Source organism: Paraburkholderia acidipaludis NBRC 101816, assembly GCF_000684975.1.
Taxonomy (GTDB): Bacteria; Pseudomonadota; Gammaproteobacteria; order Burkholderiales; family Burkholderiaceae; genus Paraburkholderia; species Paraburkholderia acidipaludis.
Map to the genome: position 1 here is coordinate 236893 of NZ_BAXZ01000009.1, position 23800 is coordinate 260692.

A 23800-nucleotide genomic window follows, 5' to 3' on the forward strand; every position below is an offset into this window, starting at 1 on the left:
GATTCGAGCCACGCCTAAGCGTGGCTCACCGGCTGATGGGTTTTCTCGAGTCCCAGCAACCGCAATGTCTCATTGACCGATGCGCCGGTTGGCTGTCGACTGGTATCGAACGACAGCTCCGGATGGACCGGCTCCTCATACACGTCGCCAATTCCCGTCAGGTCGCGGATCAGTCCGGCGCGGGCCTTTTTGTACAGGCCTTTGGGGTCTCTCGCTTCGCACACGGCAAGCGGCGTCGATACGTGCACCTCGACGAACCGCTCCGTGCCGATGGTCTGTCGCGCCTTCTCGCGATCCCGAAGGTAGGGCGACACGAGCGCTGCGATGACGATCGCCCCGGCGTCGTTCAATTGACGACAGCGGCTCGCGGCGCGCCGGACATTTTCACTGCGATCCCGCGCGGAAAAGCCCAGATCCTTGCAGAGCGTCCGCCGAAGTACATCGCCATCGAGCACTTCGCACCGTAGCCCCTTCGAAGCGATGGCGGCGGCGAGCGCATCCGCGAGCGTCGTCTTGCCCGCCGCGCTAAGACCGGTCAGCCAGATCGTGCAGGGAAGCGCTTTCATCTGTTGTTCCGAGGTCGCGGATGCCTGTCTCACGATGACTTGAACCGCGCGAACTCAGACGCGATCCGGGAGACCACGTCTGTCCAGTCCGCCTGCTCGGTCTGACGAAACAGCCGCGTCTGCGGATACCAGGGCGTGTCCTCGCGTTCCAGCAGCCAGCGCCAGTCCGGAATCTTCGGCAACATGACCCAGGCGGGCCGTCCCAGTGCGCCGGCAAGGTGAACGGGCGACGAATCGACCGAGATCAGCAGGTCGGCGACACACAAGATCGCCGCGGTGTCCTCGAAATCGGCGATCTCGTCGCTGAGCGACACCAGCGACATGCCTTCGGGCGGCGTGGCCGCCTGGACATGCGCCGGCCCCTTCTGGATCGACACGAACGTGGCGCCCGTATGCGCCAGCGGCGCGAGTTGCGCGAGACTCATCGAGCGGTTGGCGTCGTTGAAATGCGTGGGCCGTCCCGCCCAGACCAGCGCGACCAGCGGACGCGGCAGATCGGCCAGACGCTTGCGCCAGTGATCGAGGCGCAGCGGGTCGGCGCTGAGGTAGGGCATCGTTCCCGGCAGGTCTTCGAGCTTCAGGCCCAATGCCATCGGCAGGCTCATCATTTCGCAATGCATATCGAACGCGGGCGGCAACGTTCCACGCGAGACGATCTCGTCAAAGCCCGCGCTGCGCTGCGCGAGCGGCAGCGTTTCCGCATTGATTTCGAGGACCACCCGCGCGCCGCTGCGCGCCTTGGCCCTCGGCACGAGCCGCATGAACTGGAAGGTGTCGCCGTAGCCCTGCTCGTCGTGGATCAGCAAGGTCTTGCCGGCCATCGGCCGGCCGTCCCAGCGCGGGCGTTGCACCTTGCGTTCGATGCCGGTGGTGTGCGCGAGACTGTACCGATAGTGGTACTCGCGCCACCCGCGCTCGAATTCGCCCAGCAGCAGCAGCGTTTCCGAGAGATCGAAGCGCATGGGGTAATCGCCCGGCATGTGGGCGACCAGCATCTCCTGGATCGCGCGCGTCTCGGCGAAGCGGCCCTGCGGGCGTAGCGCCGCGGCGAGCAGCTTCCAGAGGATGTGCGGCCCGCTGCCCGAGGCAAGGTACGGGCGCACGAGCGCTTCGGCTTCTTCGTACTGCCTGGCAGCGAGGAGCGAGCGAACCCGACTTTGAAGTGCGTTGAGGTCGTGACCTGCGCCAGCCATCATGGGGCCTCGACACCCAGCGTTTCGAGTAACGGGCCCAGATAACGCGCATAAGGTTGCCAGCGGCCCTTGGACGTTTTGTAGATCGGCTGGCGGACCTGATTCACGCTGGCCGTGCGCACCACGCGACGATTCTCGTGGAAGTTCAGGCACGCATCGTCCCACGGCAAGCCCAGGAACGCGATCAGCCGGCGCGCTTCTCCTTCGAGATCATCGACCACGGCTTCGTAATCGATTTCGATGAACGTTTCGGCCGGCAGGAGCTCGCGCCAAAACGCCATCAACTGCTCGTAGTCGCGATAAAAACGACCGAGCTCGGTCTGGTCGTAGGCAAACGGCTGCTGTCCGCCGAACAGCTTCGTATAGCACGAGAGGCAGGTATCCACGGCGTTGCGCCGCGAGTGAATGACGCGCGCGTTCGGCAGAATGAGCGGAATCAGCCCCGCGTAGAGGAAGTTGCCCGGCATCTTGTCGACCAGGTGCGCACGCCCCTGGGCGAGCGGCTTCACGCGCTTGAGATAGCCCTGCGCGCAGCGGCGCAAGGTCGCCTCGGCATCGTTGCCGTCGAGCGCTTCTACCCAGTTGGGAAACGCGCCGATCTCCTCGATCGCCTGGCGCAAGGCCGAGAGTTCACCCGCGCCGGTCACGAGCGGATGCGAGGAAATGATCTGCTCGATCAGCGTGGTCCCGGAACGAGGCATGCCGACGATAAAAACCGGCAGCTTCGAAGGATCGCCGAGATCCGTCAGGCGCTGATAGCGTTCGGGCGTGAATGTCGCGCGGATACGCTCCATCCACCGGGTAACGTCTTCGCTGCGGTAATCGAACGTCGAACGCTTCTGGCGATTGCCGGCCTCGAGATGGGCAAACGCACGTTCGGAGTCCTTGATATCGAGGTACGCCTTGCCCAGCGCAAAATGCGCCGACGACCGGTCGCTCAGCGAAAGACGCTCGCCTTGCGCGAGCTGGGCTTCCATCGTCGCGATGTCGGGGTCGTCCGCGGTAAAGGTGCGCAGGTCCGCACGGGCCGCGAGCGCCGGCACGGAGCCGGGAAAACGCTCCAGGACCTGCTCGAAGGCGGCGATCGCCGCTTCGCGGCAGCCTGCCTCCATCAGCAGGGTGGCGCGGCCGATCATCGCGGATTCCGCCGCGGTCCCGGGCAGCGCGGCGGCCTGCTCGAACGCCAGCAGAGCCTCTTCGGTCTGCCCCAGCTCCTGGAGCGTCATCGCCAGCGTCTGACGGGCTTCGGCATTGCGCGGCACGAGCGTGACGACGCGCCGTGCGATGGCGAGCGCTTCTTCCAGATGGCTGAGCTGCTTGAGCGCCTTTGCGCGAGCGATCAGCGCGGAAGGATGCTCGGGCGCGAAAGGGTTCAGCATGTCGAGCACGCGCAGTGCAGCGTCGTGCCGCTGCCGGGCGGCTTCGACTTCGGCCAGGTTCAGATAGGCGTCGACGAGCCGCGGGCTCAGGTCGATGGCGCGCCGCGCGTGCTCGGCCGCTTCGTCATAAATGCCTTGCGACGAGAGCAGGAACGAAAGATTGCTGTGCGCCTCGGCGTAAGACGGATTGAGATCGAGTGCCCTGCGGTAGCACACCTGCGCTTCGTCCATGCGTCCGAGCCGACGCCAGGTGTTGCCCAGATTGTTGTGCGCCTCCGCCGAATCCGGCGAAAGTGCCACCACCCGTTCGAGACTCGCCCGGCTTTGCTCGAGCTTGCCGGCCTCCTGCTGCAGGATGCCGAGGTTGTTCCAGCCGGCCACGAGGTTGGGATCCATGGCCACGGCGCGCTGCGCGGCTTCCTCGCCTTCCGGCAGCAGCCCTTTCTGCCGGTACATTTCCCCGAGGTTGCTGGAGTACACGGCGGGCGCACGGGGCGCGAGGCAAGCCTGGCGCAGATGCGCGATCGCCAGATCCAGGTTTCCATAGGCGTGCGCCATGAGGCCGAGCAGATGCAGTGCATCCGGCTGGCCCGGCCACACCGCCAGCACGCGCTGTGCCCACACCTCGGCCTGGTCGGCCTGACCTGCGTTCCAGTGCGCGTAGGCCTTGCTGAGCGCCTCCTGAATATTCAGGTTGCCTGAAGGGGCGGAAGTGCTGGACATGCTGAAGATTCCGGAATGGGGGGGAAATCGAGGCCTTGATCGTAGCACGCGTGCTACAGGCCAATCGGTCGATATGCGGGTATTTGCGGGTGCAAATGGGCGCGCGAATGCACGCACGAACGGGCGAAAAAACGGGCACAAGAATGGGCACACGAACGCACGCCGCTCCCGAGAACAGCGCGCGTTTGCACAACTCCAGATCGGTATGGCCGTTTGCCGTGAACCCCCTTTTCTTTCCTCTTGACAAGCAAAATTTGGCTTCAGACAGTATACAGGATACAAAAAACTGAAAGCCAGGCGCAGGCATTGCCATCCAGCGGGTCAGGACGGGCGCGGCCGGCAACAGAGCCAGGAGCAACAAGTTTGTTCATGTAAGTCCAACCAGGAGGAGACAAGTTATGAAGTTCGGTGTTCGGCGAACAGTAATGTGTGCAGCCGCATTGGGATTGCTGGCGAGCGGCGCGGCCAGGGCCCAGTCGAGCGTAGACCTGTATGGCGTGATCGACGCCTGGGCAGGAGCCGAAAAGGCGCTGGGCGGCAAGACTGCCGCAATGGTGGGCAGCGGCGGCTTGACCTCGCCGTACTGGGGCTTGCGCGGCGAAGAAGATCTCGGCGGCGGCAACTACGTCATGTTCAAGCTCGAAAGCTACTTCAAGACCAATACCGGGGCAGACGGCCGGTTCGCCGGCGACACGCTCTTTTCCCGCAACGCGTGGGTGGGGCTGCGTGGCAACTGGGGCTCGCTGGAGGCCGGTCAGATCGCGCCGCCGTTGTACTTCGCCACCATTCAGTTCAACCCCTTCTTCAATTCGTTCACCTTCTCGCCCATGGTGCTTCATACCTATGAGGGCAAGATGGGTCAGCAGGGCGTGGCCGACGGCGGCGAATGGTCCAATAGCGTGTTGTATACCGCGCCGTCCACAGATGGCTTTACGGGCAAGGCGATGTATGCGTTCGGCAATGAGGCAGGGCACGCCGGCGAAAACAAGTGGAGCGGCCAGCTCAGTTATTACAAGGGAGGGCTCTCGGCAACGGCGGTCTGGCAGCAGATCAAGTTCGACATCACGCCGGGAGACCTCAACAACGTCATCGACGGCCTGACCACGCAATCCGCCGCCTCGGCCAATCTCATGTACGACATGGGCGTCGTGAAAGCCTACGCCCAGTACATGCATGTCTGGGATTCGGTGACCACGGGCAACGTGGGCATCAACACGGGCGAGCTTGGCGTGTCGATTCCGCTGGGCGGCGGCAAGATCCTTGCGTCCGACGCGTTTTCGCGCAGCAACGGGGGCGGGGAAAGCATGACCCGCAACACCTGGGCCGTGGGCTACGACTATTCGCTGTCGAAGCGCACCGACGTCTATGTTGCCGTGCTGGACGACCATGCTACGCGGCTCTCGTCCGGCTATACCGCGGGCGGCGGGATGCGCACGGACTTCTAGAACCTCGATTTCGAACGCCGCAAAGCCGGATTTTTGGTATACGATATACTGTAAAGGAGGAATTCATGATTTATCTGACGGATACCGAAATCGAGCGGCTAGTCGAGATTGACGAAGCGATTCCCGCGCTGGATAGCGCTTTCAAGGCGCTTTCGGATGGCCGCGCCGCCGTCCAGCCGCGGGTTCGCACGGAAGCCGGCGCGGTGAAGCTGTCCACCCTCGGCGCGGTATTGCCAGAGCAGGACGTGGCCGGAGCGAAGGTCTACACGACCATCAAGGGTCGCTTCAGCTTTGCCGTCGTTCTGTTTTCGACGCGGGACGGCTCGCTGCTCGCCACGCTCGACAGCAACGTGCTGACCCGCATTCGCACGGCCGCAACGACCGTGCTCGCGGTGCGGGCGCTGGCGCGTCCCGGGGCACGGGTGGCCACGGTGTTCGGCACGGGTGTCCAGGGGAGGGCGCATGCCTTCGCGCTCGCCGGGCACACCGAAGTTCGGACGATTCGCATTGTCGGAGCCGAAGGCGGCGACCCGCTCGTCGACGAACTCAATCACCGCTTCGCGCATCGCGGTGTCGAAGCGCTGGCGATGCAGGGCAGCGATGCTTTGCGCGGTGCGGACATCGTCGTGACCGCCACGCGCGCCACGGAGCCCCTCTTCGACGGGAACGCACTCGCGCCTGGCGCACTGGTGGCGGCCATCGGATCGAGTCTCCCCTATACCCGCGAGCTGGACGACACAACGGTGGCCCGCGCGAACCGCGTCGTCGTGGAGTTGCGCGAGCAAGCCGCGCAAGAGGCGGGCGATCTCGTTCAGGCCGCGCCGGGGACGTTCGACTGGGCCGACGTAGTCGAGCTTGGCGACGTGCTCGGCGGCCGCAGGACCGGCCGTGACCGTGCCGACGATATTGTCTTGTACAAGGCGGTGGGGATAGGCCTGCAGGACATTGCCGTGGCGCAGATCGCCTACCGCAATCATGTTGCGCGGCGCGCGACAACCGGACTCGCCGTCTCATGAACATGCGCCAGGCCGAGGCAAACGAAGGCGATTCGCCGCGCGCGCAAGTGCACGGTCATCCGCGCACGTTCAGGCAATCGCTGTACGCGATGCTCGGCCTCTCGACGGTCGTGATGATGGTGGCCATCGATCAAACGGTCGTGGGCACCGCATTGCCTTCAATCATCGCCGATCTGAAGGACTACCATCTTTATGCGTGGGTGGCCACCGCCTATCTGCTCGCCTCGTTGATCACGGTTCCCATCTTCGGCGGGCTGGGCGACCGGTATGGACGCAAACCGCTGATCGTCGTCGCGATCGTGCTGTTCAGCGCGGCATCGGCGCTCTGCGGCATGTCCGCCAGCATGTTTCAGCTGGTCGTTTTCCGTGCCCTTCAAGGCGTCGGCGGCGGCATGCTGGTGGGAACCTGCTTTGCGTCCATTCCCGACCTGTTCCCGGACCCGGTCGTGCGCCTGCGCTGGCAAGTGCTGTTTTCCAGCGCGTTCGGCGTGGCGAACGCCGTGGGCCCATCGCTTGGCGGATGGCTCAGCCAGCATTACGGCTGGCGCTACGCGTTCTACGTCAACGTTCCCGTCGGTATCGCGAGTCTTTATTTCACGGCCGCGCATTTGCCTCATGTCCGTTATCCGCGCAGCGGCAAGCTTGCTCTCGACTGGCAAGGCGCGCTCCTCGTTGCGTTGACGCTCGGCGGCGCGCAGGCCCTGGTGGAATCGCTCGGCCATGCGGGAGCGGTGTGGCGGCCGCTCGCACTGGCAGGTGCCGTGGCGCTCGCCGTCGCGCTGCTCGTGCGCGTGGAAAGACGCGCCTTGCAGCCGCTATTGCCCCGCGCGGTGCTGGGCGATCGGGCGATTGTCGTGCTGCTGCTCCTTTCATTGCTGATGGGCATGGCGATGTTCTCCCTGCTGCTCTACGTCCCCTTGCTGCTGCAAGTGGGCTTCGGAATGGGCGCGGAGCAGGCGGGCATAACGATTACGCCGCTCGTGGCCTGCATCACGATTGGAACGGTGCTCAATACGCGCATCGTCACGCGCCTGCGCAATCCCAACCGTTTGCTCTATGCGGGGTTCGCGTTGCTCGCCATTTCCTGTGGCTCGATCGCGTTTGCGGCGACACATGTGCGGCACGCGGCACTGGTGGGCGCGATGCTCGCGGGCGGAGTCGGCATCGGTCTCGTGATGCCCAATTTGACCGTATTCGCGCAGCAGGTGGCAGGCAAGCTCCATCTGGGCATTGCGACCGCGATGATCCAGTCGGCCCGCATGGTGGGCGGCATGATCGGCACGGCCGTATCCGGCGCGGCGATCGCCGCCCTCTATCGCGTGGATCTGGCGCACGCGGTTGCCGCCGCCCGCATTCCGCCAGGGCCCTGGGACGCATTGCTGCGCAGCCCGGAGCCGCTGTTGCGGGGCGCTTCGATGGTGCCGGCCGCCGCGCCTGTCGTCGCTTTGGCGCGCACGAGCCTGCGCCATGCCGTTAGCGGGACATTGTTCGGAATGCTTGTCATGATGATCGGAGCCTGTGCGCTGGTGTTCGCCTTGCCGCTCATTCGCATCAAGTCGTTCGACGACGCGAAGCGCGCGCATTGAGCGGGGCAATGTCGGCATTCAGAACGCGCGGGCGGGTCAGCGTACTGACAGAGTTACACCGCTTTTAACGGTATACGATATACTAAAATTGAATGATCCACTGACGGTTACAGGGATCGATGGCACGCAGCACAAGGGGAGGAGGCATGCCGCAGGTGATTTTTCATAAAGACGACAACGTGTACCGCGCCGAGGTGGGCGCCGATACGAATCTCGTGGTCCAGGCGGGTATCAGGCAGTTTCCGTATCCGCACCTGCGTTACGAATGCGGCATGGGCAAGTGCTCCAAATGCGCTTGCCTCGTGATTGCCGGTGGCGAACATCTGCCGGAGCCGAACTGGAAAGAAAAGCGCCAACTGGGCGAACGCCTTTCGGAGGGGTATCGGCTGGCCTGCCAGCTCTGGCTCAGCCACGACATCGAGCTCAGGCAGGACGACGTTCCCGCGTAATGGCGCAGCGCCGGAACGGGCAACCGACTGGAGTTTTTGCATGTATGTGATTTTGACCAGCAAGCCGACGCAGTACCGCACCTATCCGGGCGCGGACATGACCCCAATCGAGGTCTACGACTATCTGGACTCGGGGCGTCTTGTTGCGACTTTCGTGATCGCTTCGTTCGAGCGCGAGACCAGGGTGGAGATCGTCGACGAATCGACGCCCTCGGCCGTGAACCGGGTTCCCACGCGGCTGCTCGAGAAGTTCGAGACGGCGGCGGCCGCAGCAAAGGCGCTGAGGGAACTCGCGCAGGGTGGCCGCTCGCACGCGCAACTGGTTCGCCGCCAGGACACGACAGTCATTTCAACACGATGAAGTATTGAGCATTCCTATGGTTCAGATCACGTTTCTCAGCAACGGCGGAAAATCCGTCGATGCATCTCCCAACAGCAATCTCCTGCGCGTTTCGATCCGCGAGCAGGGCGGGATCCCCTTTAAATGCGGCGGCGGCCTGTGCGGCACCTGCAGGTGCAAAATCGAGCACGGCATCGAACATACCGATACGGTCAAGATGAAAGAGCGCCGCCACCTGAGCGAGGAGGATCTGCGCGAGGGCTACCGGATGGCCTGCCAGACGTTCGTGAGCGGCGACGTGAGCGTGTCATGGTGAACGACGAACCGCACTACGAAGCACCGCTCGGCGCGCTTGCGCCCGAGCAGCGCAAGGTGCTCGCCGAATGCGGCCCGCGCTGGGGCGACGACATCAACGGAAATCGCCAGAAGGTGGTCGACTTCTATACCCCGGTGCTCGCCAGGGCGTCGAAGGGCCACGTGAGCGTGCAGCGCGACGTGAGCTACGGCCCACACCCCCGGCACGTGATGGACATTTTCCTGCCGGGCCCCGAGAGCGTCGATTCACCGCCGGGCAGCGCGGGGCGCGACGCCGTGGTGTTCGTGCACGGGGGCGCGTTCGTGCGCGGGCAAAAGAGCGTCAACGGCGAAATCTATGACAACGTCTGCTACTGGTTTGCGCGCCAGGGCCTCGTCGCGTTCAACGTGGAATATCGGCTGGCAGGGGAGGGACCGTATCCGGGCGGGGCGGAGGATGTGCGCGACGCGCTCGCTTCGATCCATCGGCAAGCCGCCGTCCTCGGTTTCGACCCCGCGCGAGTGTTTCTGATCGGGCATTCGGCGGGCGGCTCGCACGCAGCGGCGTGTCTGCTCGACCCCGCCGTCGCGAGCCGCGCGGACGGCCCGCCCGTGGCCGGCCTCGTTCTGATCAGCGGCAGACTCGTCGCCGACGTCAGGCCGGGCAATCCGAACGCCGGACCGGTGCGGGCCTATTTCGGCGACGATACCTCGCTTTACGCGCAGCGGTCTCCGCTCTCGCACGTCGCTTGCTCCGGGGTGCCGCTAATGATTGCGGTGGCGGAATACGAGAATCCCTATCTCGACGAATACGGTGCCATGTTCTTCCTCGAAGCCCTCAGGCATCGCGGGGTGCCGCCGCGTTTCATCCAGATGCGGGGGCACAACCATACGTCGATCGTGGCGCATTTCAATTCCGGCGAGGACTATCTGGGTCGCGAGATTCTGCACTTCTTCGCATCGGTGTCGCGCTGACCGGCATAAATCTATTGGAGAGCAAATGGAAACGCATGTCGTCCTCACTCCGGCGCACTGGGTCTATCTGTGCGGCGTCGCAGCGGTCATCATCGCACTGGTTCTACGCGCGAACGTCGTGGCGCCCGCCATTCTCGCGACTTTTGCAACGGCGCTGGCCGCCACCGGCCACGTTTCGACCTCCATCGAGGCGGTATTCTTCGCACCCCTTACGGCGGCGCGCGAGCTGTTCAATATCTTCCTCGTGATTTCCCTGATGACCGCACTGCTCAACGCGCTCAAACGCATCAATGCGGATGTGCGCATGGTTCAGCCGTTCCGCTCCGTCATGGTGAACGGTCACGTCGGCTTTTTTGTGCTGGCGCTCGTCAGCTACGTGCTGTCCTTGTTTTTCTGGCCTACGCCGTCGGTGCCGCTCATCGCCGGCATTCTGCTGCCGGCCGCGATCTATTCGGGCGTGCCGCCGCTCGGCGCCGCCATGTGCATCGGCATTGCGGGGCTGGGTACGGCGCTCTCGTCCGACTACATCCTGAAGGTCGCGCCGGGCATCAGCGCGAGAGCGGCGGCGGTGGCCATGCCCGACGTGGCGGACAAGGCGCTGCTCCTCTCACTGATTACCGGCGGTGTGGCGCTGCTGATCGCTTACGGACTGATCCGCAAGCAGATCGGGACGCCGGATGTGGAGCACCTCGAGCGTTGGGAGGCTACCCAGGTGACGGCGACCTCCGTGATCGCGGGCGGGCCGCAACATCGCGCACGCGTTCGGCGCGGGACGCCGCAGCACGCCACGCCGGGGCTGGGCGGCCAGTCGGCGGGTGCGGCCAGCGCGAGCAGCGCGCCGCCTTCGGCGCGGGACCTGCTGACGCCGGCGCAGGAGTGGTGGTCGAAGTGCTTCGCAGTCCTTACGCCGCTGGCTTTTCTCGGTATCGTGGTCTACATGGTGCTGCCGCACCTCATTGCGGGTATGCAGGGCGCAAGCGGCAACGCGGCAGCGGCGCTGGTGGGCGGCGTGGCGGGGCTCTTGTTGCTGGCGGTGGTGGTGGCACGCGATTACCGCGCGGTCTGCAAAAACGTGGCCGAGCATATTACCGAAGGATTCGTGTTCTCCTTTCGCGCCATGAGCTCGGTGCTGCCGATTGCGGGGTTCTTCTTCATCGGCGTGGCGAGCACCGCGGCCCCCATTCTCTCGTTGAAAGCAGGGGTGCCTGCGCCCGGATTGCTGGCGGATCTCGTCAGGGCCGGCGAGGTGTATATCCCGCATAACACGGTGTTCGCGTCATACGGGATCATGCTGGCGGGCATGATCACCGGCATCGACGGCTCGGGATTCGCCGGCCTGCCTCTCACCGGAGCACTCTCGGGCGCGCTGGGCCGGGCGCTGGGCGTGGACGTCTCGACGCTTGCGGCGGTGGGTCAGATGGGCTCGGTATGGACCGGGAAGACACTCACGGCGTGGTCGGCGCTTGCCGCCGTGGCGAGCTTCGCACGTGTGCCGGTGCTTCAGGTCGTGCGCTGCCTGCTGATTCCGGTTGTCGCGGGTTTGTTGATCTCCACGCTGGTTGCCATTCTGGTCTGGTAGCCCGGAATTTTCTTGTCCCGTCGTTGGCAATCGTCATAAAACGGTATACAGTAAACAGTAGTCAAATTTGTATTTCACCACCGAACAGGAGCAGTCATGGCTGAACTCATGGACCGTAACGAATTTCGCCTCGCGCTGGAAAACGCGATCAAGGGCAAGAGCGCGAACAAAGCCCCCTTCAGCGTGGCATGGGCGAGCGGAAAACTGAGCCGCGCGCACCTCGCGCGTTGGGCCGAGAACCACTACCACTACGTGGGGCCGTTTGCCGATTACCTCGGGTATCTGTATGCGCGCTTTCCCGATCACCTCACCGAGGCGAAGGACTTTCTGCTCGCCAACATGTACGAGGAGGAGATTGGCGGCGACCGCCATACGGACCTGCTGATCCGTTTTGCCGAGGCATGCGGTACGACGCGCGAGCGCGTGGTCGATCCCGACAACATGTCGCCGACCACGCGCGGCCTGCAGGGCTGGTGCTACACGGTGGCGATGCGCGAAGACCCGATCGTCGCCGTGGCCGCGCTCGTGGTCGGCCTCGAATCGCAGGTGCCCTCCATCTACCGCAAGCAGACGCCGACGCTGCGCGAGCAGTACAAGTTCACGGATGAAGAGGTCGAATTCTTCGACCTGCATATCGTTTCGGACGAGATCCACGGCGAACGCGGCTACCAGATCGTTCTGGAGCATGCGAACACGCCGGAACTGCAGCAGCGCTGCCTGAAGATCTGCGAAATCGGCGCGCAGATGCGGCTGCTCTACACCACGGCGCTTTATTACGACTATGTCGCGGACGAGTTGCCGCTGGAGGAACTCGACCTCGTCGCGGCGTAACCGTTGCCGCTGGCAGGCATGCAATGGGCCGGCGCGCCGCTCCTGGCTGCGCGTCGGTCGAACGAAACATCAGGATCGGTTCGAGCAACTATGACCAATATGGGCTCCCAGGTTTTTCTGAACTATATCGGCGGCGAGTGGTGCGAAAGTCAAGGAGGCGGAACGTTCGAGAACCGCAATCCGGCCGACACGCGCGACCTCGTCGGCCGCTTCCAGGCTTCCACGGCCGACGACGCGCACGCCGCGGTGCAGGCCGCATCGCAGGCATTCCCTGCCTGGCGGAAGCTTTCGGTCGCCGCGCGCGCGAAGATTCTGCAACGCGCCGCCGACTACCTCGAAGCGAACGCCGATACGTTCGCGCGCGAGCTGACGCGCGAGGAAGGCAAGCTCGTCGGCCTGGCCCGCGAGGAGTTCCTGCGCTCGGCACAGACGCTGCGCTTTTATGCCGTTGAGGCGCAGTCGTATGGCGGCGAGACGTTTCCGTGCGACGACCCGCAGATGTCGGTCTACACGCTGCGCGAGCCGCTCGGCGTCGTCACCGTCATCTCGCCGTGGAATTTCCCGGTCTCCATTCCCGCGCGCAAGATCGCACCCGCGCTGATATGCGGCAACACGGTCGTCTTCAAGCCGTCGTCGGACGCCCCGTTGAGCGGCTTGCGTCTGGTCGAGGCGTTCAGCAAGGCGGGCATTCCCCCGGGCGTGCTGAATCTGATTACGGGCCGCGCTTCCGAAGTCGCGCCCACGATTCTGGGCGCGCCGGCCATACGCGCGGTCTCGTTCACGGGCTCGACCACGGCGGGCGAGCAGATACACCGTGCGGTGTCGTTCAATACGCGCACGCAAATGGAGCTGGGCGGCAAGAATCCCTTGATCGTGCTGGACGATTCGAATATCGCGCGGGCCGTGGATCTGACCGTCAAGGGCGGCTTCTCGCTCACCGGGCAAGCCTGCACCGGCACGAGCCGCGTGCTGGTGACGCCGGCCGCAAGGGGGCCGTTCGTTCTCGCGCTGCTCGACAAGGTGCGCAGCCTGCGCGTGGGCAACGGCCTGGAGGAAGGCGTCGAGATCGGTCCGCTCGCCACGGCCGATCAGCTGCGCACGGTGATGGAGTACATCGAGACGGGGCGGCGCGAGGCCACGCTCGCCGCCGGCGGGGAGCGTCTTGAAGGCGGCGGCTGGGAACACGGCTACTTCGTCACGCCCACGGTCTTCGTCGACGTTCGCCCAGAGGCGCGGATTGCTCGCGAGGAAATCTTCGGACCGGTGATCTCCGTGATCGACGTGGAGAACTACGAGCAGGCGATTGCGGTGGCGAACGACAGCGAATACGGCCTCGCCGCGGCGATCGTGACCGACGATCCCGCACTGATGCATCGTTTTGCCAACGATATCGAGGCGGGCACCGTGAAGATCAACCGCACCACCACGGGCAACCTGATCAACGCGCCGTTTGGCGGTCTGAAGCGATCCAGCACGTCGACGTTCCGCGAGTCGGGGCGTGTGGGACTCGAATTCTATCTGCAAACCAAGACGGTCTATCGCGGCTATTGAGCGGTACACAAAGCCGGCATTGAAAGCCGTCGTCGAATTTATTCTGGAGTAGAAAATGAAGCAGTTCATGAGGCTCGAATTGAGCGAGGCGCGGCAGATCGTTGCGGCCGCAATCGCACGGTCGCGCGAAATCGACGTGCTCGAAACCGTGTGCGTGGTGGACGAGGGCGGCTTTCCGCTCGTGCTGGAGCGCATGGACGGCGCGCGGGTGACCGGCCCGCAGATCGCGTGGAACAAGGCCTTCACCGCCGCGGGACATCGCCGCTCGACCCATCTCTTCACCACGCCCCCCCAATGGCCCCGCGTTGCCCGGCAACGAAGCATTCGGCATCCAGCTGAGTTTCGAAGGGAAGTTCGCCGCGTTCGTGGGCGGCTTTCCGATCGTGGTGGATGGGGCCGTGGCGGGCGGAATCGGACTCAGCGGCGGCAACGGCGAGCAGGACACCGAAGCGGCGCTCGCCGGGTTGCGCGCGCTGCATGACTTGCTGATGCAGCGCGGCCACGAGGTCACCGTGCAGCGCGACATCAAGTTGTGAAACAACCCGTGAGTGCCGCTATGTCATTTCAGGTGAGCTGGATCGAAGAGGGGTGCCGGTTCGACGTGGAACCCGGCGAATCGGTGCTCGACGGGGCATTGCGCTGCGGCGTGCCGCTGCCTTCGGAGTGCCGGTTCGGCGGCTGCGGAACCTGCCGCGTCAAACTGGTCGAGGGCACGGTGACGTATCTCGAACCCGTTGGGGGGCTCACGCCGGACGAAGCGGCGCAGGGCTATGCTTTGGCCTGCCAGGCACGTCCGACGAGCCATCTCGTGCTGAGCACCGAGCGCTCGCTGCCGGCCCCCGTGGAGCCGGCGCAGCATCGCGCCGAGGTGGCATCCATCGGCATGCTCAGTCACGACGTTTGCGCGCTGAGCCTGCGCATCCCGGCCCTGGAAGCAGTGCGCTACCGCCCCGGACAGTATGTGGAGGTGCGGGTGGACGATGGCGGCGGCCGGTGTTTTTCGATGGCTTCGAAGCCGCACGGCAACGTGATCGAGCTGCACATCAGGCGGATTCCGGGAGGCTACTTCACGGACACGCTGCTTGGCCGTCTGCGCGCTGGCGACGGGCTCGACGTGACGCTTCCGCTTGGCGGCTTCGGCTACCACGAGGAAGATTTCCGGCCGATCGTGCTGGGGGCGACCGGCACGGGGATCGCGCCGTTGAAGAGCATGCTGGAAGCGCTGGCCGACGACCCGGCCTGCCCGCCGATATGGCTCTACTGGGGCTGCAAGGGTGCGGCGGATCTCTACGTGGACACGCAAATCCGCGAACTCGGCGAGCGTTTTGCCGACTTCGTGTACGTGCCGGTGTTATCGGAAGCGGATGCGGGCTGGACCGGGCGCCGCGGGTACGTGCAGCAGGCCATGGTGGAAGACCTGGGGGATCTGGCCGAATACGCGGTTTATCTGTGCGGGGCGCCGGTGATGATACGCGGCATGAAGTCCGCGTTCATCGAGCATGGCGGCAATTTGCGCTATCTCTACACCGACAGCTTCGATTTCAGCCATGCGCGCGACGGCGCGACCGTGCCCGGCGAAGCCTGAGGTTTTCTGCGTGCATCGCGGTGTTACCGCGGAGCGTGTCCGGTGGATCCGGGCACGCTCCGTTTCATGTAGCAGCCCGAATCAACGCGAAGCGGCTTCCAGATAATTGGTGCCCGCGTGCAGAACGTGACGTTCCGCCAGCATTGCGGCCAGTTCGGAGTCGCCGGCCGCCACGGCACGCAGAATGGCTTCGTGCTCTTCCCACGTCTTGCGAATGTCCTCGGGCGTGGACTGCCAGAAGAACACGCGGGTTCGCTCGCGCAGGGAACGCATGAGCTCCTTCAGCACCGTGTTGTTGCCGGCGTCGTAAAGCACGTCGTGAAAGCGGCTGTTGAGGGCAATCAGATCTTCGATGTTGCCCTCGGCCAGCTTTTCCTGCGCTTCCTTCAGCACGCGCTGAATGCCGGCTATCGTTTCAGGGGCGTGCCGGCGTGCGGCGAGCTTCGCGTTCAGCCCTTCGAGGGCGGCGCGCACCTCGATCATTTCGCGCGCCGCGTCAGGCGACAAGGTCGCGACGACCGCGCCATGCCTCGGGCGGATTTCCACCAGACCTTCGTTCGCGAGGCCGCGAAGCGCTTCGCGAACCGGAATGCGGGACACGCCCATCGATTCGGCGAGCCTGCCTTCCACCAGCCGATCACCGGGCTTGTATCGGCCGTCGATGATGTCCTTGCGCAACTCCGCGGTCACGATTTCCGAGAGTTGGGAGTGTTGCAATCCGATCTTGGCCGGTTGCGTCGGCTGCCCGGTTGACTGGCTCATTAGCGTTTCCCCAAAGTGTCCGAGGCGAGATTGAATGTATACAAACTACAATTATACTCGCTTCATATACCGGAACCCGGGCCGCGCGAAGCCTCTTTGACGTCGTTCCAATCCGGGCAGCGTGCCTCTCACCACTTCGTATCGTCGAGAAGGCGGTCGAAAAGCCGGTCGCGCAAGTCCCCGGACATGCTGGAGAGACCGAGAAGCGAGTTGAAGGCGATCCCGGCGGCGGCGAAGTAGCGAAGCAGCGAGAGCTCGAGATCTTTCGCCTCGGCCTGCATCTGCGCCATCTTGGCGACGTCCTGGGGCTTGAGGTCGTCGAGCAGGGCAGGGCTTTCGATCAAGGCCGCGAGCACCGCGCGTGCGACCGAATTCGGCTGGTTGACGGACTCCCTGAAGATGGCGATCTGGGCGGAGAGAACGGGCTCGGGCCGCGTCGTTCCGCCAGCCGCCAGGTGTTCGTGTGCAATCTGCTCGAACTGCTCGCGCTGGCGATCGAGGAGCCCGCGCAACACGCCGTGCTTGTTGCGAAACTGGTGGAGCAGTCCGCCCTTGCTGATGCCGCTTTCGCGCGCGAGCGAATCGAACGTCAGTCCGCCAACGCCGTCGCGGGTCAAGATCGAGAGCGCTGCGTCAATCGCCTTTCTGCGCGAAATCTCCGAACGTGTCTGGTTATCCATTGTTAATGCGCAGAGCGAGCCGGCGTGATTTGCGAAGCGCCATATTGTACGCGCTTATCGGATCGGTAAAAAACAAACCGGGCAGACGGTTTACATTCGGGGAGACTGGTGCTACGCTTCGTCCTCGTTGTGGCCGCACACCGCTGCATCCCGTCAAACAATTTGGCCCCATTTCAAAAGGAAGCCTTCGTGTTCCAGATCCGTCCTTTCTCCATGCCGGCAGCTTGCATAGCACTCCTGATGTTATCGGCCTGCGCGAGCGTGAAGCCGGTTGCCTATACCGATCTCGCGTCGGCATCGCAGCTGAAAGCGAACCGGGGCGACGATGCCGCCAAAACGCCGTTCCGCTATGTCGCGCCCGTGGTGTGGTCGCGCTACGCGGAGGTGATCGTCGATCCCGTGGCGGTGTATCGCGGCGCCGACAACCAGTTCGGCGACCTCTCCGACGCCGACAAGTCCGAGCTGGCCGCGTACATGAACAAGGCGTTTTCCGAGGCGCTTTCCAGGCGCTTCGACCTGACGGACCAACCGTCCGCCGCGACGCTGCGCGTGAAGCTCACATTGACCGGCGCGGAGACGACAACCGCCGTGATCGGCCAGGCCATGCACTTCGACATTGCGGGCAATCTCTACAACGGTGTTCAGGCGATCCGGGGCGGGAAGGGCGCATTCAGCGGTTCGGTATCCTACGCGGTGGAGGTCTACGACAGCGCGACGGGACGACTCCTTCGCGCCTACGTGACGAAGCAATATCCGAACGCGATGAATTTGCCGGCGGCATTCGGCTCGCTGAGCGCGGCGAAGACGGGCATCGACAAAGGAGCCGAAGCGCTTGTCGAGCAGTTGCGCTGACCGCCGGCCGGCACGCGGGCGTCATGGTGGGAAGCCTGTGAATGAAGTGTCTTCGACAACCGTTCGCAGGCTGGTTCGTCCTCGTTGCCGCCGCGATGATCGGCACCCTCGTGATTGCCCATGGGCTGATGCGATCCGGGCCTCGCGTGACGGTGAGCTTTTTGTCCGGAGCGGGCCTGGTGGCGGGGAAAACGAAAGTACGCTATCGCAATGTCGAGGTGGGAAGGCTGGAGAGCTTGCGCGTGTCGGCCGATGCCCGACACGTCTACGCGGTGCTGCAGCTCGATGCCGCCGGGCGCGCTATCGCCACATGCGGGGCGCGCTTCTGGATCGTGCGCCCGCGTCTTGGGCCAAGGAATTTCTCGGGACTCCTTTCCGTGATCTCCGGGGCCTATCTCGATGTCGACGTTGACCTGAATTCGCATCAGGTCTGCGGCGCATTCGTTGGACTGGAAGCGCCGCCGGTCGTGACGAGCGACCAGCGCGGCACGCATTTCGTGCTGCGCGCGGCCTCGTTGGGTTCGTTGAGTTCGGGCTCGCCGGTCGATTTTCGCGGTGTGCCAGTGGGAGAGGTGCTGGGATATTCACTTGCGGCGGGTTCGCGCAACGTCCTCGTCGATGTTTTCGTCAACGCGCCTTTTGACCGCTTCGTCACGCCCGGCACACGATGGTGGCAGGCGAGCGGGATCGAGCTGCGGCTTGGGTCCGGCGGCGCGCGCGTGCAAGCGGAGTCGATCGCGGCCGTTGTGGCGGGCGGGGTGGCATTCGAACCGCACGGTGACGTGTCTGCGGCGGCAGCCGCGAACGGACAGACCTTCGCGCTCGCGGATAACCGCGAGGACGCCATGCGCAACGACGACGGGCCGCCCGCCGTGGTGCGAATGCGCTTCGCGCAGTCGGTGAGAGGGCTGTCGGTTGGCGCGCCCGTCGAATTTCACGGCGTCGAGTTGGGCACGGTGATCGCGGTGGATATCGACCTGAATCCCGAACGCGATCGTTTCGACATGCTGGTCACCCTGCAGTTGTATCCGTCGCGACTCGGCCGAAGCTATCGCAACGCGCTCGGAGACGGCACCGGGGCAGCCGCAAAGGACCTCCTGCAGCAACTCGTTGCACGGGGGCTGCGCGGGCAGTTGCGGATGGGAAGCCCGCTGACCGGACAGAAGTATGTGGCGCTCGATCTCTTTCCGCGCGCCCCCGCGGCCCGGATCGATATGAGCCGGACTCCTCTCGAACTGCCGTCGGTGCCGAATACCCTTGAAGAACTCCAGGACCAGTTGTCGAACATCGTTCGCAAACTCGACCGTATGCCGCTGCAAGCGATCGGAAGCAATCTGAACGCTTCGCTGGCGCATTCGAATGACTTGTTCGAGCACATCGACGGGGAACTCGTGCCGGCCGCGACCGCTATGCTCGCGTCCGCTCGGGAGGCGTTTCGCTCGGCAAACGATACGCTTGGCCAGGCGGCGCCGTTGCCGCGCGACGTCGACCGCGCATTGATCGAACTTCGGCGCGCATCGGCGGGAGTGAATGCGCTTTCCGAATATGTCGAGCGTCACCCGGAATCGTTCGTCTGGGGGAAGTCCGCGGACCGATGAGCGCGATCGAAGGCGGGGCGCGCCGCCTTCGTAGACGTCATGGCGAACGTGGATGCCGGACTCCTTTTCGAAGTTCGGTACGGTGTCCTTCGCAATTGATGGGTGCGGTGTGTCGATGCGCGTTTCACGTAACCGTCCTGTCACAGTCTCGTCCACCGGCGCACCAGTCGTGGTGATCGAGGTTGCGCAGTCGTATCCGCGGCGAATGTCGTTTGCCACCGGAAGCCGGGACCGGACAGGCGAGAAGATTCAGGTAGGCAAGATGAGATTAGCCGAAAGCGGAAGCGAGTTGAACCGCTTCTCTCTGTCCGTATGGCAAGCGTTATGGACAGCCCCGAGACGTCAAAGAACCGCGTCGAGCGGCGGGGTCTCCGCGGGGCGCGCCGTTTCGTTGTTCCGGTACACGACCGGTGGCACACCGAATTGTTTGCGGAACTCACGGCCGAGGTGCGAGGCATCCGAGAAGCCGCAGCTCGATGCGATGTCGGCGACGGTTCGGTCCGAGCTCGTAAGCAGCCACGCGGCCGTGCGCAGGCGGACCTGGTTGGCGAACGCGCGCGGGCTCCTGCCGGTCTCCGCCTTGAACAGGCGCTCCAGTTGCCGCGGCGAAAGGTTCAGTTTGCAGGCCAGTTCCTCTAGCGGGACCGTTCGCCCGACCTGCTGTTCCATCAGAAGAATGGCGCGCTTCACCTTGGGATGCGTGGCCGGTTCCAGCCCCGGCGGCTGAGGCTGCGGGGCGTTGCCTTGCTGCAGCTCGCCCACGAGCAGGATGCGCAGCGCCTTTTGCACCGTGGCGTGATCGAAGTGGCGCAGCAGAATGGCGGCGGCCACGTCGATGGCGGCCCGCCCGCCCGAGCAGGTGATACGGCGCCGGTCGATCACGAACAGGCGGTCGGCCACGAGGGCGTCGGCATTGACGGCCGGGAAGCGCTCGACGAAATCCCAGTAGTGGAACCAGCTCACGCAGATGCGGTGCCCGTCCAGCACGCCCGCGCGCATGAGCGCGAACACGCCCGTGCAGATGCCGACGAGCGTGGTGCCCGCCTGCGCCGCGCGGCGCACGTACTTCAAGGTTTCCTCGCTGGCCTGCGGACCCGAATGCAGCAGGCCGCCCACCACGACAAGGTAGTCCACCGGCGGCGCGTCCTCGAAGGTCTCCCACGGCGTGACCTGGATGCCGCAGCTCGCGCGCACGGGCGCGAGCGATTCGCCGATCACACGCCACGAGCAGCGCACGGGCTTGCTGTAGTCGCCTTCGTCGGCGGAAAGCCGCAGCATGTCGACGAAGCCCGAGAAGGCCGTCAACGTGAAATTGGGCAGCAGCACGATGCCGAAGCGGATGTGCTCCTTGGGCAAGGCGTCGACGGACGTGACCGGCAGCGGATCGGGCATGGCGAGAAAGCGAAGCGGAAAAGGCCCATGCGGGCCAAAGCGTGCGCCCCGCGGGCTGCGGGGCCGGCCACTCAAGCGTCGCTGATCGGACCTCGCGGCACTTGTGTTTTTGCGCCATCTATCTTCGCATAAACGAAATGCCGCGGCGGCCGCACCTGTCGTGGCGGGGTTGTCCCACGGGCATGCCGTTTTTGTTCTATCGGCGTTTTTTTCGCTTTGGTGAAGTGACGCCATGCCGGATCGACACGATCCGCCCACTTCCGGCGTCATTTTTATCAGGCATTTCATGAACGTCAGCGTTTTCGACCTGTTCAAGATCGGCATCGGCCCTTCCAGTTCCCATACGGTCGGCCCGATGATCGCCGCGTGCCGGTTCGCCTCCCACGTGGAGGACGCCAACCTGCTCGGCTTCGTGCGGCAGCTGAAGGTCGAGCTATATGGCTCGCTCGGCGCGACCGGCAAGGGCCACGGCACCGACAAGGCGGTGCTGATGGGCCTCGAGGGCCATCTGCCCGACCTGATCGACCCCGACCTGGTCGAGCCGCGTCTCGAAGCCATTCGCAAGGACAAGCGCCTCGTGCTGCTCGGCAAGCATGCCGTGCCGTTCGACCTGCGCGAGCATCTTGCGTTCTATCGCCGGCTCATGAGCGGCACGCATGGCGTGGCGCATCCTAACGGCATGCGCTTCCAGGCGTTCGACGAGAACGGCCAGCTGCTCGTGGAGAAGGAGTATTACTCCGTCGGCGGCGGTTTCGTGGTCAATCGCGACGGCGACCGCATCAACGGGCTGCGTCCCGCCGGCGACGTGCCCTACCCGTTTCGCACCGGCGACGACCTCATGCGCGTATGCCGCGAGAGCGGGCTTTCGATCGCCGAAGTCGCGCTGCGCAACGAGTGCGTCTCGCGCAGCGAACAAGACGTGCGCGACGGCCTCCTCGCGATCTGGCGCACCATGGCGGCCTGCGTCGAGCGCGGCTGCCGCCTGCACGGCGAGCTGCCGGGCCCGATGCGCGTGAAGCGGCGCGCGGCCGACCTCGCGGTGCAACTGCGCGCGCGTTCCGAGGAGTCGCTGCGCGACCCGCTTTCGATGCTCGACTGGGTGAACCTCTATGCCATGGCGGTCAACGAGGAAAACGCCGCGGGCGGGCGTGTCGTCACCGCGCCCACCAACGGCGCGGCAGGCGTGATTCCCGCTGTTCTGCACTACTACGTGAAGTTCGTGCCGGGCTCGAACGAGGACGGCATCATCGACTTCCTGCTGACTGCCGCCGCGATCGGGATCATCTACAAGGAAACGGCGTCGATCTCGGGCGCCGAGGTGGGCTGCCAGGGCGAGGTGGGCGTGGCCTGCTCGATGGCTGCCGCCGCGCTCGCGGCCGTGATGGGCGGCACGCCCACACAGGTGGAGAACGCAGCGGAGATCGGCATGGAGCACAACCTCGGCATGACCTGCGATCCCGTGGGCGGCCTCGTGCAGATTCCGTGCATCGAGCGCAACGCCATGGGTGCGATCAAGGCGCTCAACGCTTCGCGCATGGCGCTCAAGGGCGACGGCAAGCACTACGTGTCGCTCGACAGCGTGATCAAGACCATGCGCGAAACCGGCGCCGACATGAAAACGAAATACAAAGAGACGTCGCGCGGCGGGCTTGCCGTGAACGTCATCGAATGCTAGGGCCCGAGAGGTCGCAATGGGAGGCCGCAATGAGAGACCGCATTAAGAAAGCACACATGAGCAACGAACGAGGGAGCAGCCGATGAGCCGCTATTCGATTTTCAGTCTGTTTCGCAACGGATTGTCGTATCACGAGAACTGGGAGCGGCAGTGGCGCAGTCCGGAGCCGAAGAAGGAGTACGACGTGGTGATCGTCGGCGGCGGCGGGCACGGTCTTGCCACAGCGTATTACCTCGCGAAAGAGCACGGCGTGAAGAACGTCGCGGTGCTCGAGAAAGGCTGGATAGGCGGCGGCAACACCGCGCGCAACACGACGATCGTGCGCTCGAACTACCTGTGGGACGAATCGGCCGCGCTGTACGAGAAGGCGATGAAGCTCTGGGAAGGGCTCGCCCAGGACCTCAACTACAACGTGATGTTCAGCCAGCGCGGCGTGATGAACCTCGCCCATACGCTGCAGGACGTGCGCGATACGCAGCGGCGCGTCAATGCGAACCGCCTGAACGGCGTGGACGCGGAGTTCCTCACGCCCGAGCAGATCCAGGCCATAGAGCCGACCATCAATCTGAACAGCCGCTATCCCGTGCTCGGCGCCTCGATCCAGCGCCGCGGCGGCGTGGCCCGCCACGACGCGGTGGCGTGGGGCTTCGCGCGCGGCGCCGACCAGCGCGGCGTGGACATTATCCAGAACTGCCAGGTAACCGGCATCCGCCGCAACGGTGGCGCCGTGACGGGCGTCGATACCGTGAAGGGCTTCATCAAGGCGAAGAAGGTGGCCGTGGTCGCGGCCGGCAACACCACGACGCTCGCCGACATGGCCGGCGTGCGGCTGCCGCTCGAAAGCCATCCGTTGCAGGCGCTCGTTTCCGAGCCCATCAAGCCCGTGGTGAACACGGTGGTGATGTCGAACGCGGTGCATGCGTACATCAGCCAGTCCGACAAGGGCGACCTCGTGATCGGCGCGGGCATCGACCAGTACACGGGTTTCGGCCAGCGCGGCAGCTTCAACATCATCGAGGGCACGTTGCAGGCGATCGTGGAGATGTTCCCCGTGTTCTCGCGCGTGCGCATGAACCGGCAATGGGGCGGCATTGTCGATGTCTCGCCCGACGCGTGCCCGATCATCAGCAAGACCGGCGTGAAGGGCCTGTACTTCAACTGCGGCTGGGGCACGGGCGGCTTCAAGGCGACACCGGGATCGGGCTGGGTCTTCGCGCACACCATCGCGAAGGACGAGCCGCACCCGCTCAATGCGCCATTCTCGCTGGACCGCTTTTACACGGGCCATCTGATCGACGAGCATGGCGCGGCCGCCGTGGCGCATTGAAC

At 64.6% G+C, this 23800-nt stretch carries 21 protein-coding genes and 1 pseudogene; 16 read left to right on the top strand and 6 right to left on the bottom strand.

Annotated elements, in window-relative coordinates; genetic code table 11:
* Window positions 1–14: 14 nt before the first annotated feature.
* Genes cysC through BAC01S_RS12985 form a run of 3 tightly spaced genes read right to left on the bottom strand, consistent with a single transcriptional unit; the run spans window position 15 to window position 3861 of the window.
* Complete coding sequence (cysC, locus tag BAC01S_RS12975) at window positions 15–599, bottom strand: adenylyl-sulfate kinase (protein WP_281175901.1); 585 nt, start codon at window positions 597–599, stop codon at window positions 15–17.
* The gene (locus BAC01S_RS12980; RefSeq protein ID WP_027795151.1) at window positions 596–1762 is read right to left on the bottom strand and encodes a tetratricopeptide repeat-containing glycosyltransferase family protein; all 1167 of its coding nucleotides are present in this window, start codon (window positions 1760–1762) and stop codon (window positions 596–598) included. Before BAC01S_RS12980 ends, cysC begins: the two co-directional genes overlap by 4 nt.
* Window positions 1759–3861, bottom strand: a complete 2103-nt coding sequence (locus BAC01S_RS12985) for a tetratricopeptide repeat-containing sulfotransferase family protein (RefSeq protein WP_027795152.1) — start codon at window positions 3859–3861, stop codon at window positions 1759–1761. The genes BAC01S_RS12980 and BAC01S_RS12985 overlap by 4 nt, the downstream gene beginning before the upstream one ends.
* A gap of 425 nt (window positions 3862–4286) precedes the next feature.
* Here BAC01S_RS12985 and BAC01S_RS12990 point away from each other — a divergent pair, with 425 nt between their 5' ends.
* The 12 genes and pseudogenes from BAC01S_RS12990 to BAC01S_RS13045 all read left to right on the top strand — a co-directional run bounded on the left by BAC01S_RS12990 (window position 4287) and on the right by BAC01S_RS13045 (window position 15512).
* Window positions 4287–5306 (top strand): porin, encoded by a 1020-nt coding sequence (locus BAC01S_RS12990; protein ID WP_052408746.1) that lies wholly within the window; start codon window positions 4287–4289, stop codon window positions 5304–5306.
* Window positions 5307–5371: 65 nt separating this feature from the next.
* Window positions 5372–6322, top strand: a complete 951-nt coding sequence (locus BAC01S_RS12995) for an ornithine cyclodeaminase family protein (RefSeq protein ID WP_027795154.1) — start codon at window positions 5372–5374, stop codon at window positions 6320–6322.
* On the top strand, window positions 6319–7908 hold the full coding sequence (locus BAC01S_RS13000) for an MFS transporter (protein WP_407667923.1): 1590 nt from the start codon (window positions 6319–6321) through the stop codon (window positions 7906–7908). The genes BAC01S_RS12995 and BAC01S_RS13000 overlap by 4 nt, the downstream gene beginning before the upstream one ends.
* A gap of 146 nt (window positions 7909–8054) precedes the next feature.
* Window positions 8055–8357, top strand: coding sequence for a 2Fe-2S iron-sulfur cluster-binding protein (locus BAC01S_RS13005; RefSeq protein ID WP_027795156.1), 303 nt, complete (start codon window positions 8055–8057; stop codon window positions 8355–8357).
* A gap of 40 nt (window positions 8358–8397) precedes the next feature.
* On the top strand, window positions 8398–8718 hold the full coding sequence (locus tag BAC01S_RS13010; RefSeq protein WP_027795157.1) for a hypothetical protein: 321 nt from the start codon (window positions 8398–8400) through the stop codon (window positions 8716–8718).
* A gap of 16 nt (window positions 8719–8734) precedes the next feature.
* A complete protein-coding gene (locus BAC01S_RS13015) occupies window positions 8735–9013 on the top strand; it encodes a 2Fe-2S iron-sulfur cluster-binding protein (protein WP_027795158.1) in 279 nt (92 codons plus the stop codon).
* Window positions 9007–9966, top strand: coding sequence for an alpha/beta hydrolase (locus tag BAC01S_RS13020; RefSeq protein WP_027795159.1), 960 nt, complete (start codon window positions 9007–9009; stop codon window positions 9964–9966). The genes BAC01S_RS13015 and BAC01S_RS13020 overlap by 7 nt, the downstream gene beginning before the upstream one ends.
* Window positions 9967–9991: 25 nt before the next feature.
* Window positions 9992–11545, top strand: a complete 1554-nt coding sequence (locus tag BAC01S_RS13025) for a hypothetical protein (protein ID WP_027795160.1) — start codon at window positions 9992–9994, stop codon at window positions 11543–11545.
* Window positions 11546–11641: 96 nt separating this feature from the next.
* Window positions 11642–12376, top strand: coding sequence for a TenA family transcriptional regulator (locus BAC01S_RS13030; RefSeq protein ID WP_027795161.1), 735 nt, complete (start codon window positions 11642–11644; stop codon window positions 12374–12376).
* Window positions 12377–12466: 90 nt separating this feature from the next.
* Window positions 12467–13927, top strand: a complete 1461-nt coding sequence (locus BAC01S_RS13035; RefSeq protein ID WP_027795162.1) for an aldehyde dehydrogenase family protein — start codon at window positions 12467–12469, stop codon at window positions 13925–13927.
* A gap of 55 nt (window positions 13928–13982) precedes the next feature.
* Window positions 13983–14463, top strand: a pseudogene (locus BAC01S_RS31235) (GlcG/HbpS family heme-binding protein).
* A 20-nt stretch (window positions 14464–14483) separates the two neighbouring features.
* Window positions 14484–15512: a 2Fe-2S iron-sulfur cluster-binding protein gene (locus BAC01S_RS13045; protein WP_027795163.1), complete on the top strand. Its 1029-nt coding sequence runs from the start codon at window positions 14484–14486 to the stop codon at window positions 15510–15512.
* 81 nt (window positions 15513–15593) lie between these two features.
* Here the strand turns inward: BAC01S_RS13045 and BAC01S_RS31240 are convergent, their stop codons facing one another.
* Window positions 15594–16274 (bottom strand): GntR family transcriptional regulator, encoded by a 681-nt coding sequence (locus BAC01S_RS31240; protein ID WP_043202110.1) that lies wholly within the window; start codon window positions 16272–16274, stop codon window positions 15594–15596.
* Between the two features lie 128 nt (window positions 16275–16402).
* Entirely contained in the window at window positions 16403–16954 is a 552-nt protein-coding gene (locus tag BAC01S_RS13055) for a TetR/AcrR family transcriptional regulator (RefSeq protein ID WP_027795164.1), read from the bottom strand.
* Between the two features lie 240 nt (window positions 16955–17194).
* Here BAC01S_RS13055 and BAC01S_RS13060 point away from each other — a divergent pair, with 240 nt between their 5' ends.
* Complete coding sequence (locus BAC01S_RS13060) at window positions 17195–17806, top strand: DUF3313 domain-containing protein (RefSeq protein WP_174442448.1); 612 nt, start codon at window positions 17195–17197, stop codon at window positions 17804–17806.
* 41 nt (window positions 17807–17847) lie between these two features.
* A complete protein-coding gene (locus tag BAC01S_RS13065) occupies window positions 17848–19404 on the top strand; it encodes a PqiB family protein (protein WP_027795166.1) in 1557 nt (518 codons plus the stop codon).
* Between the two features lie 342 nt (window positions 19405–19746).
* On the opposite strand, the gene BAC01S_RS31245 is transcribed toward BAC01S_RS13065, so the two are convergent.
* Window positions 19747–20796, bottom strand: a complete 1050-nt coding sequence (locus BAC01S_RS31245) for a GlxA family transcriptional regulator (RefSeq protein ID WP_043202114.1) — start codon at window positions 20794–20796, stop codon at window positions 19747–19749.
* 286 nt (window positions 20797–21082) lie between these two features.
* Here BAC01S_RS31245 and BAC01S_RS13075 point away from each other — a divergent pair, with 286 nt between their 5' ends.
* Together BAC01S_RS13075 and BAC01S_RS13080 are read left to right on the top strand one after the other, a co-directional pair.
* The gene (locus BAC01S_RS13075) at window positions 21083–22471 is read left to right on the top strand and encodes an L-serine ammonia-lyase (RefSeq protein WP_027795167.1); all 1389 of its coding nucleotides are present in this window, start codon (window positions 21083–21085) and stop codon (window positions 22469–22471) included.
* An 82-nt stretch (window positions 22472–22553) separates the two neighbouring features.
* Window positions 22554–23798 carry a sarcosine oxidase subunit beta family protein gene (locus BAC01S_RS13080; protein ID WP_027795168.1) on the top strand — a complete coding sequence of 415 codons (1245 nt, stop codon included), beginning with the start codon at window positions 22554–22556 and terminating at the stop codon, window positions 23796–23798.
* Window positions 23799–23800 lie beyond the last annotated feature (2 nt).

Coding starts and splice junctions, on each gene's coding strand:
- BAC01S_RS12980 (WP_027795151.1), bottom strand. CDS start 1,762: ATGATGGCTGGCGCAGGTCACGACCTCAACGCACTTCAAAGTCGGGTT.
- BAC01S_RS13035 (WP_027795162.1), top strand. CDS start 12,467: ATGACCAATATGGGCTCCCAGGTTTTTCTGAACTATATCGGCGGCGAG.
- BAC01S_RS13020 (WP_027795159.1), top strand. CDS start 9,007: ATGGTGAACGACGAACCGCACTACGAAGCACCGCTCGGCGCGCTTGCG.
- BAC01S_RS13075 (WP_027795167.1), top strand. CDS start 21,083: ATGAACGTCAGCGTTTTCGACCTGTTCAAGATCGGCATCGGCCCTTCC.
- BAC01S_RS13060 (WP_174442448.1), top strand. CDS start 17,195: ATGTTATCGGCCTGCGCGAGCGTGAAGCCGGTTGCCTATACCGATCTC.
- BAC01S_RS13000 (WP_407667923.1), top strand. CDS start 6,319: ATGAACATGCGCCAGGCCGAGGCAAACGAAGGCGATTCGCCGCGCGCG.
- BAC01S_RS13015 (WP_027795158.1), top strand. CDS start 8,735: ATGGTTCAGATCACGTTTCTCAGCAACGGCGGAAAATCCGTCGATGCA.
- BAC01S_RS12990 (WP_052408746.1), top strand. CDS start 4,287: ATGTGTGCAGCCGCATTGGGATTGCTGGCGAGCGGCGCGGCCAGGGCC.
- BAC01S_RS13045 (WP_027795163.1), top strand. CDS start 14,484: ATGTCATTTCAGGTGAGCTGGATCGAAGAGGGGTGCCGGTTCGACGTG.
- BAC01S_RS13005 (WP_027795156.1), top strand. CDS start 8,055: ATGCCGCAGGTGATTTTTCATAAAGACGACAACGTGTACCGCGCCGAG.
- BAC01S_RS13030 (WP_027795161.1), top strand. CDS start 11,642: ATGGCTGAACTCATGGACCGTAACGAATTTCGCCTCGCGCTGGAAAAC.
- BAC01S_RS13080 (WP_027795168.1), top strand. CDS start 22,554: ATGAGCCGCTATTCGATTTTCAGTCTGTTTCGCAACGGATTGTCGTAT.
- BAC01S_RS13055 (WP_027795164.1), bottom strand. CDS start 16,954: ATGGATAACCAGACACGTTCGGAGATTTCGCGCAGAAAGGCGATTGAC.
- BAC01S_RS13065 (WP_027795166.1), top strand. CDS start 17,848: ATGAAGTGTCTTCGACAACCGTTCGCAGGCTGGTTCGTCCTCGTTGCC.
- BAC01S_RS13025 (WP_027795160.1), top strand. CDS start 9,992: ATGGAAACGCATGTCGTCCTCACTCCGGCGCACTGGGTCTATCTGTGC.
- BAC01S_RS12985 (WP_027795152.1), bottom strand. CDS start 3,861: ATGTCCAGCACTTCCGCCCCTTCAGGCAACCTGAATATTCAGGAGGCG.
- BAC01S_RS13010 (WP_027795157.1), top strand. CDS start 8,398: ATGTATGTGATTTTGACCAGCAAGCCGACGCAGTACCGCACCTATCCG.
- BAC01S_RS31240 (WP_043202110.1), bottom strand. CDS start 16,274: ATGAGCCAGTCAACCGGGCAGCCGACGCAACCGGCCAAGATCGGATTG.
- BAC01S_RS12995 (WP_027795154.1), top strand. CDS start 5,372: ATGATTTATCTGACGGATACCGAAATCGAGCGGCTAGTCGAGATTGAC.
- BAC01S_RS31245 (WP_043202114.1), bottom strand. CDS start 20,796: ATGCCCGATCCGCTGCCGGTCACGTCCGTCGACGCCTTGCCCAAGGAG.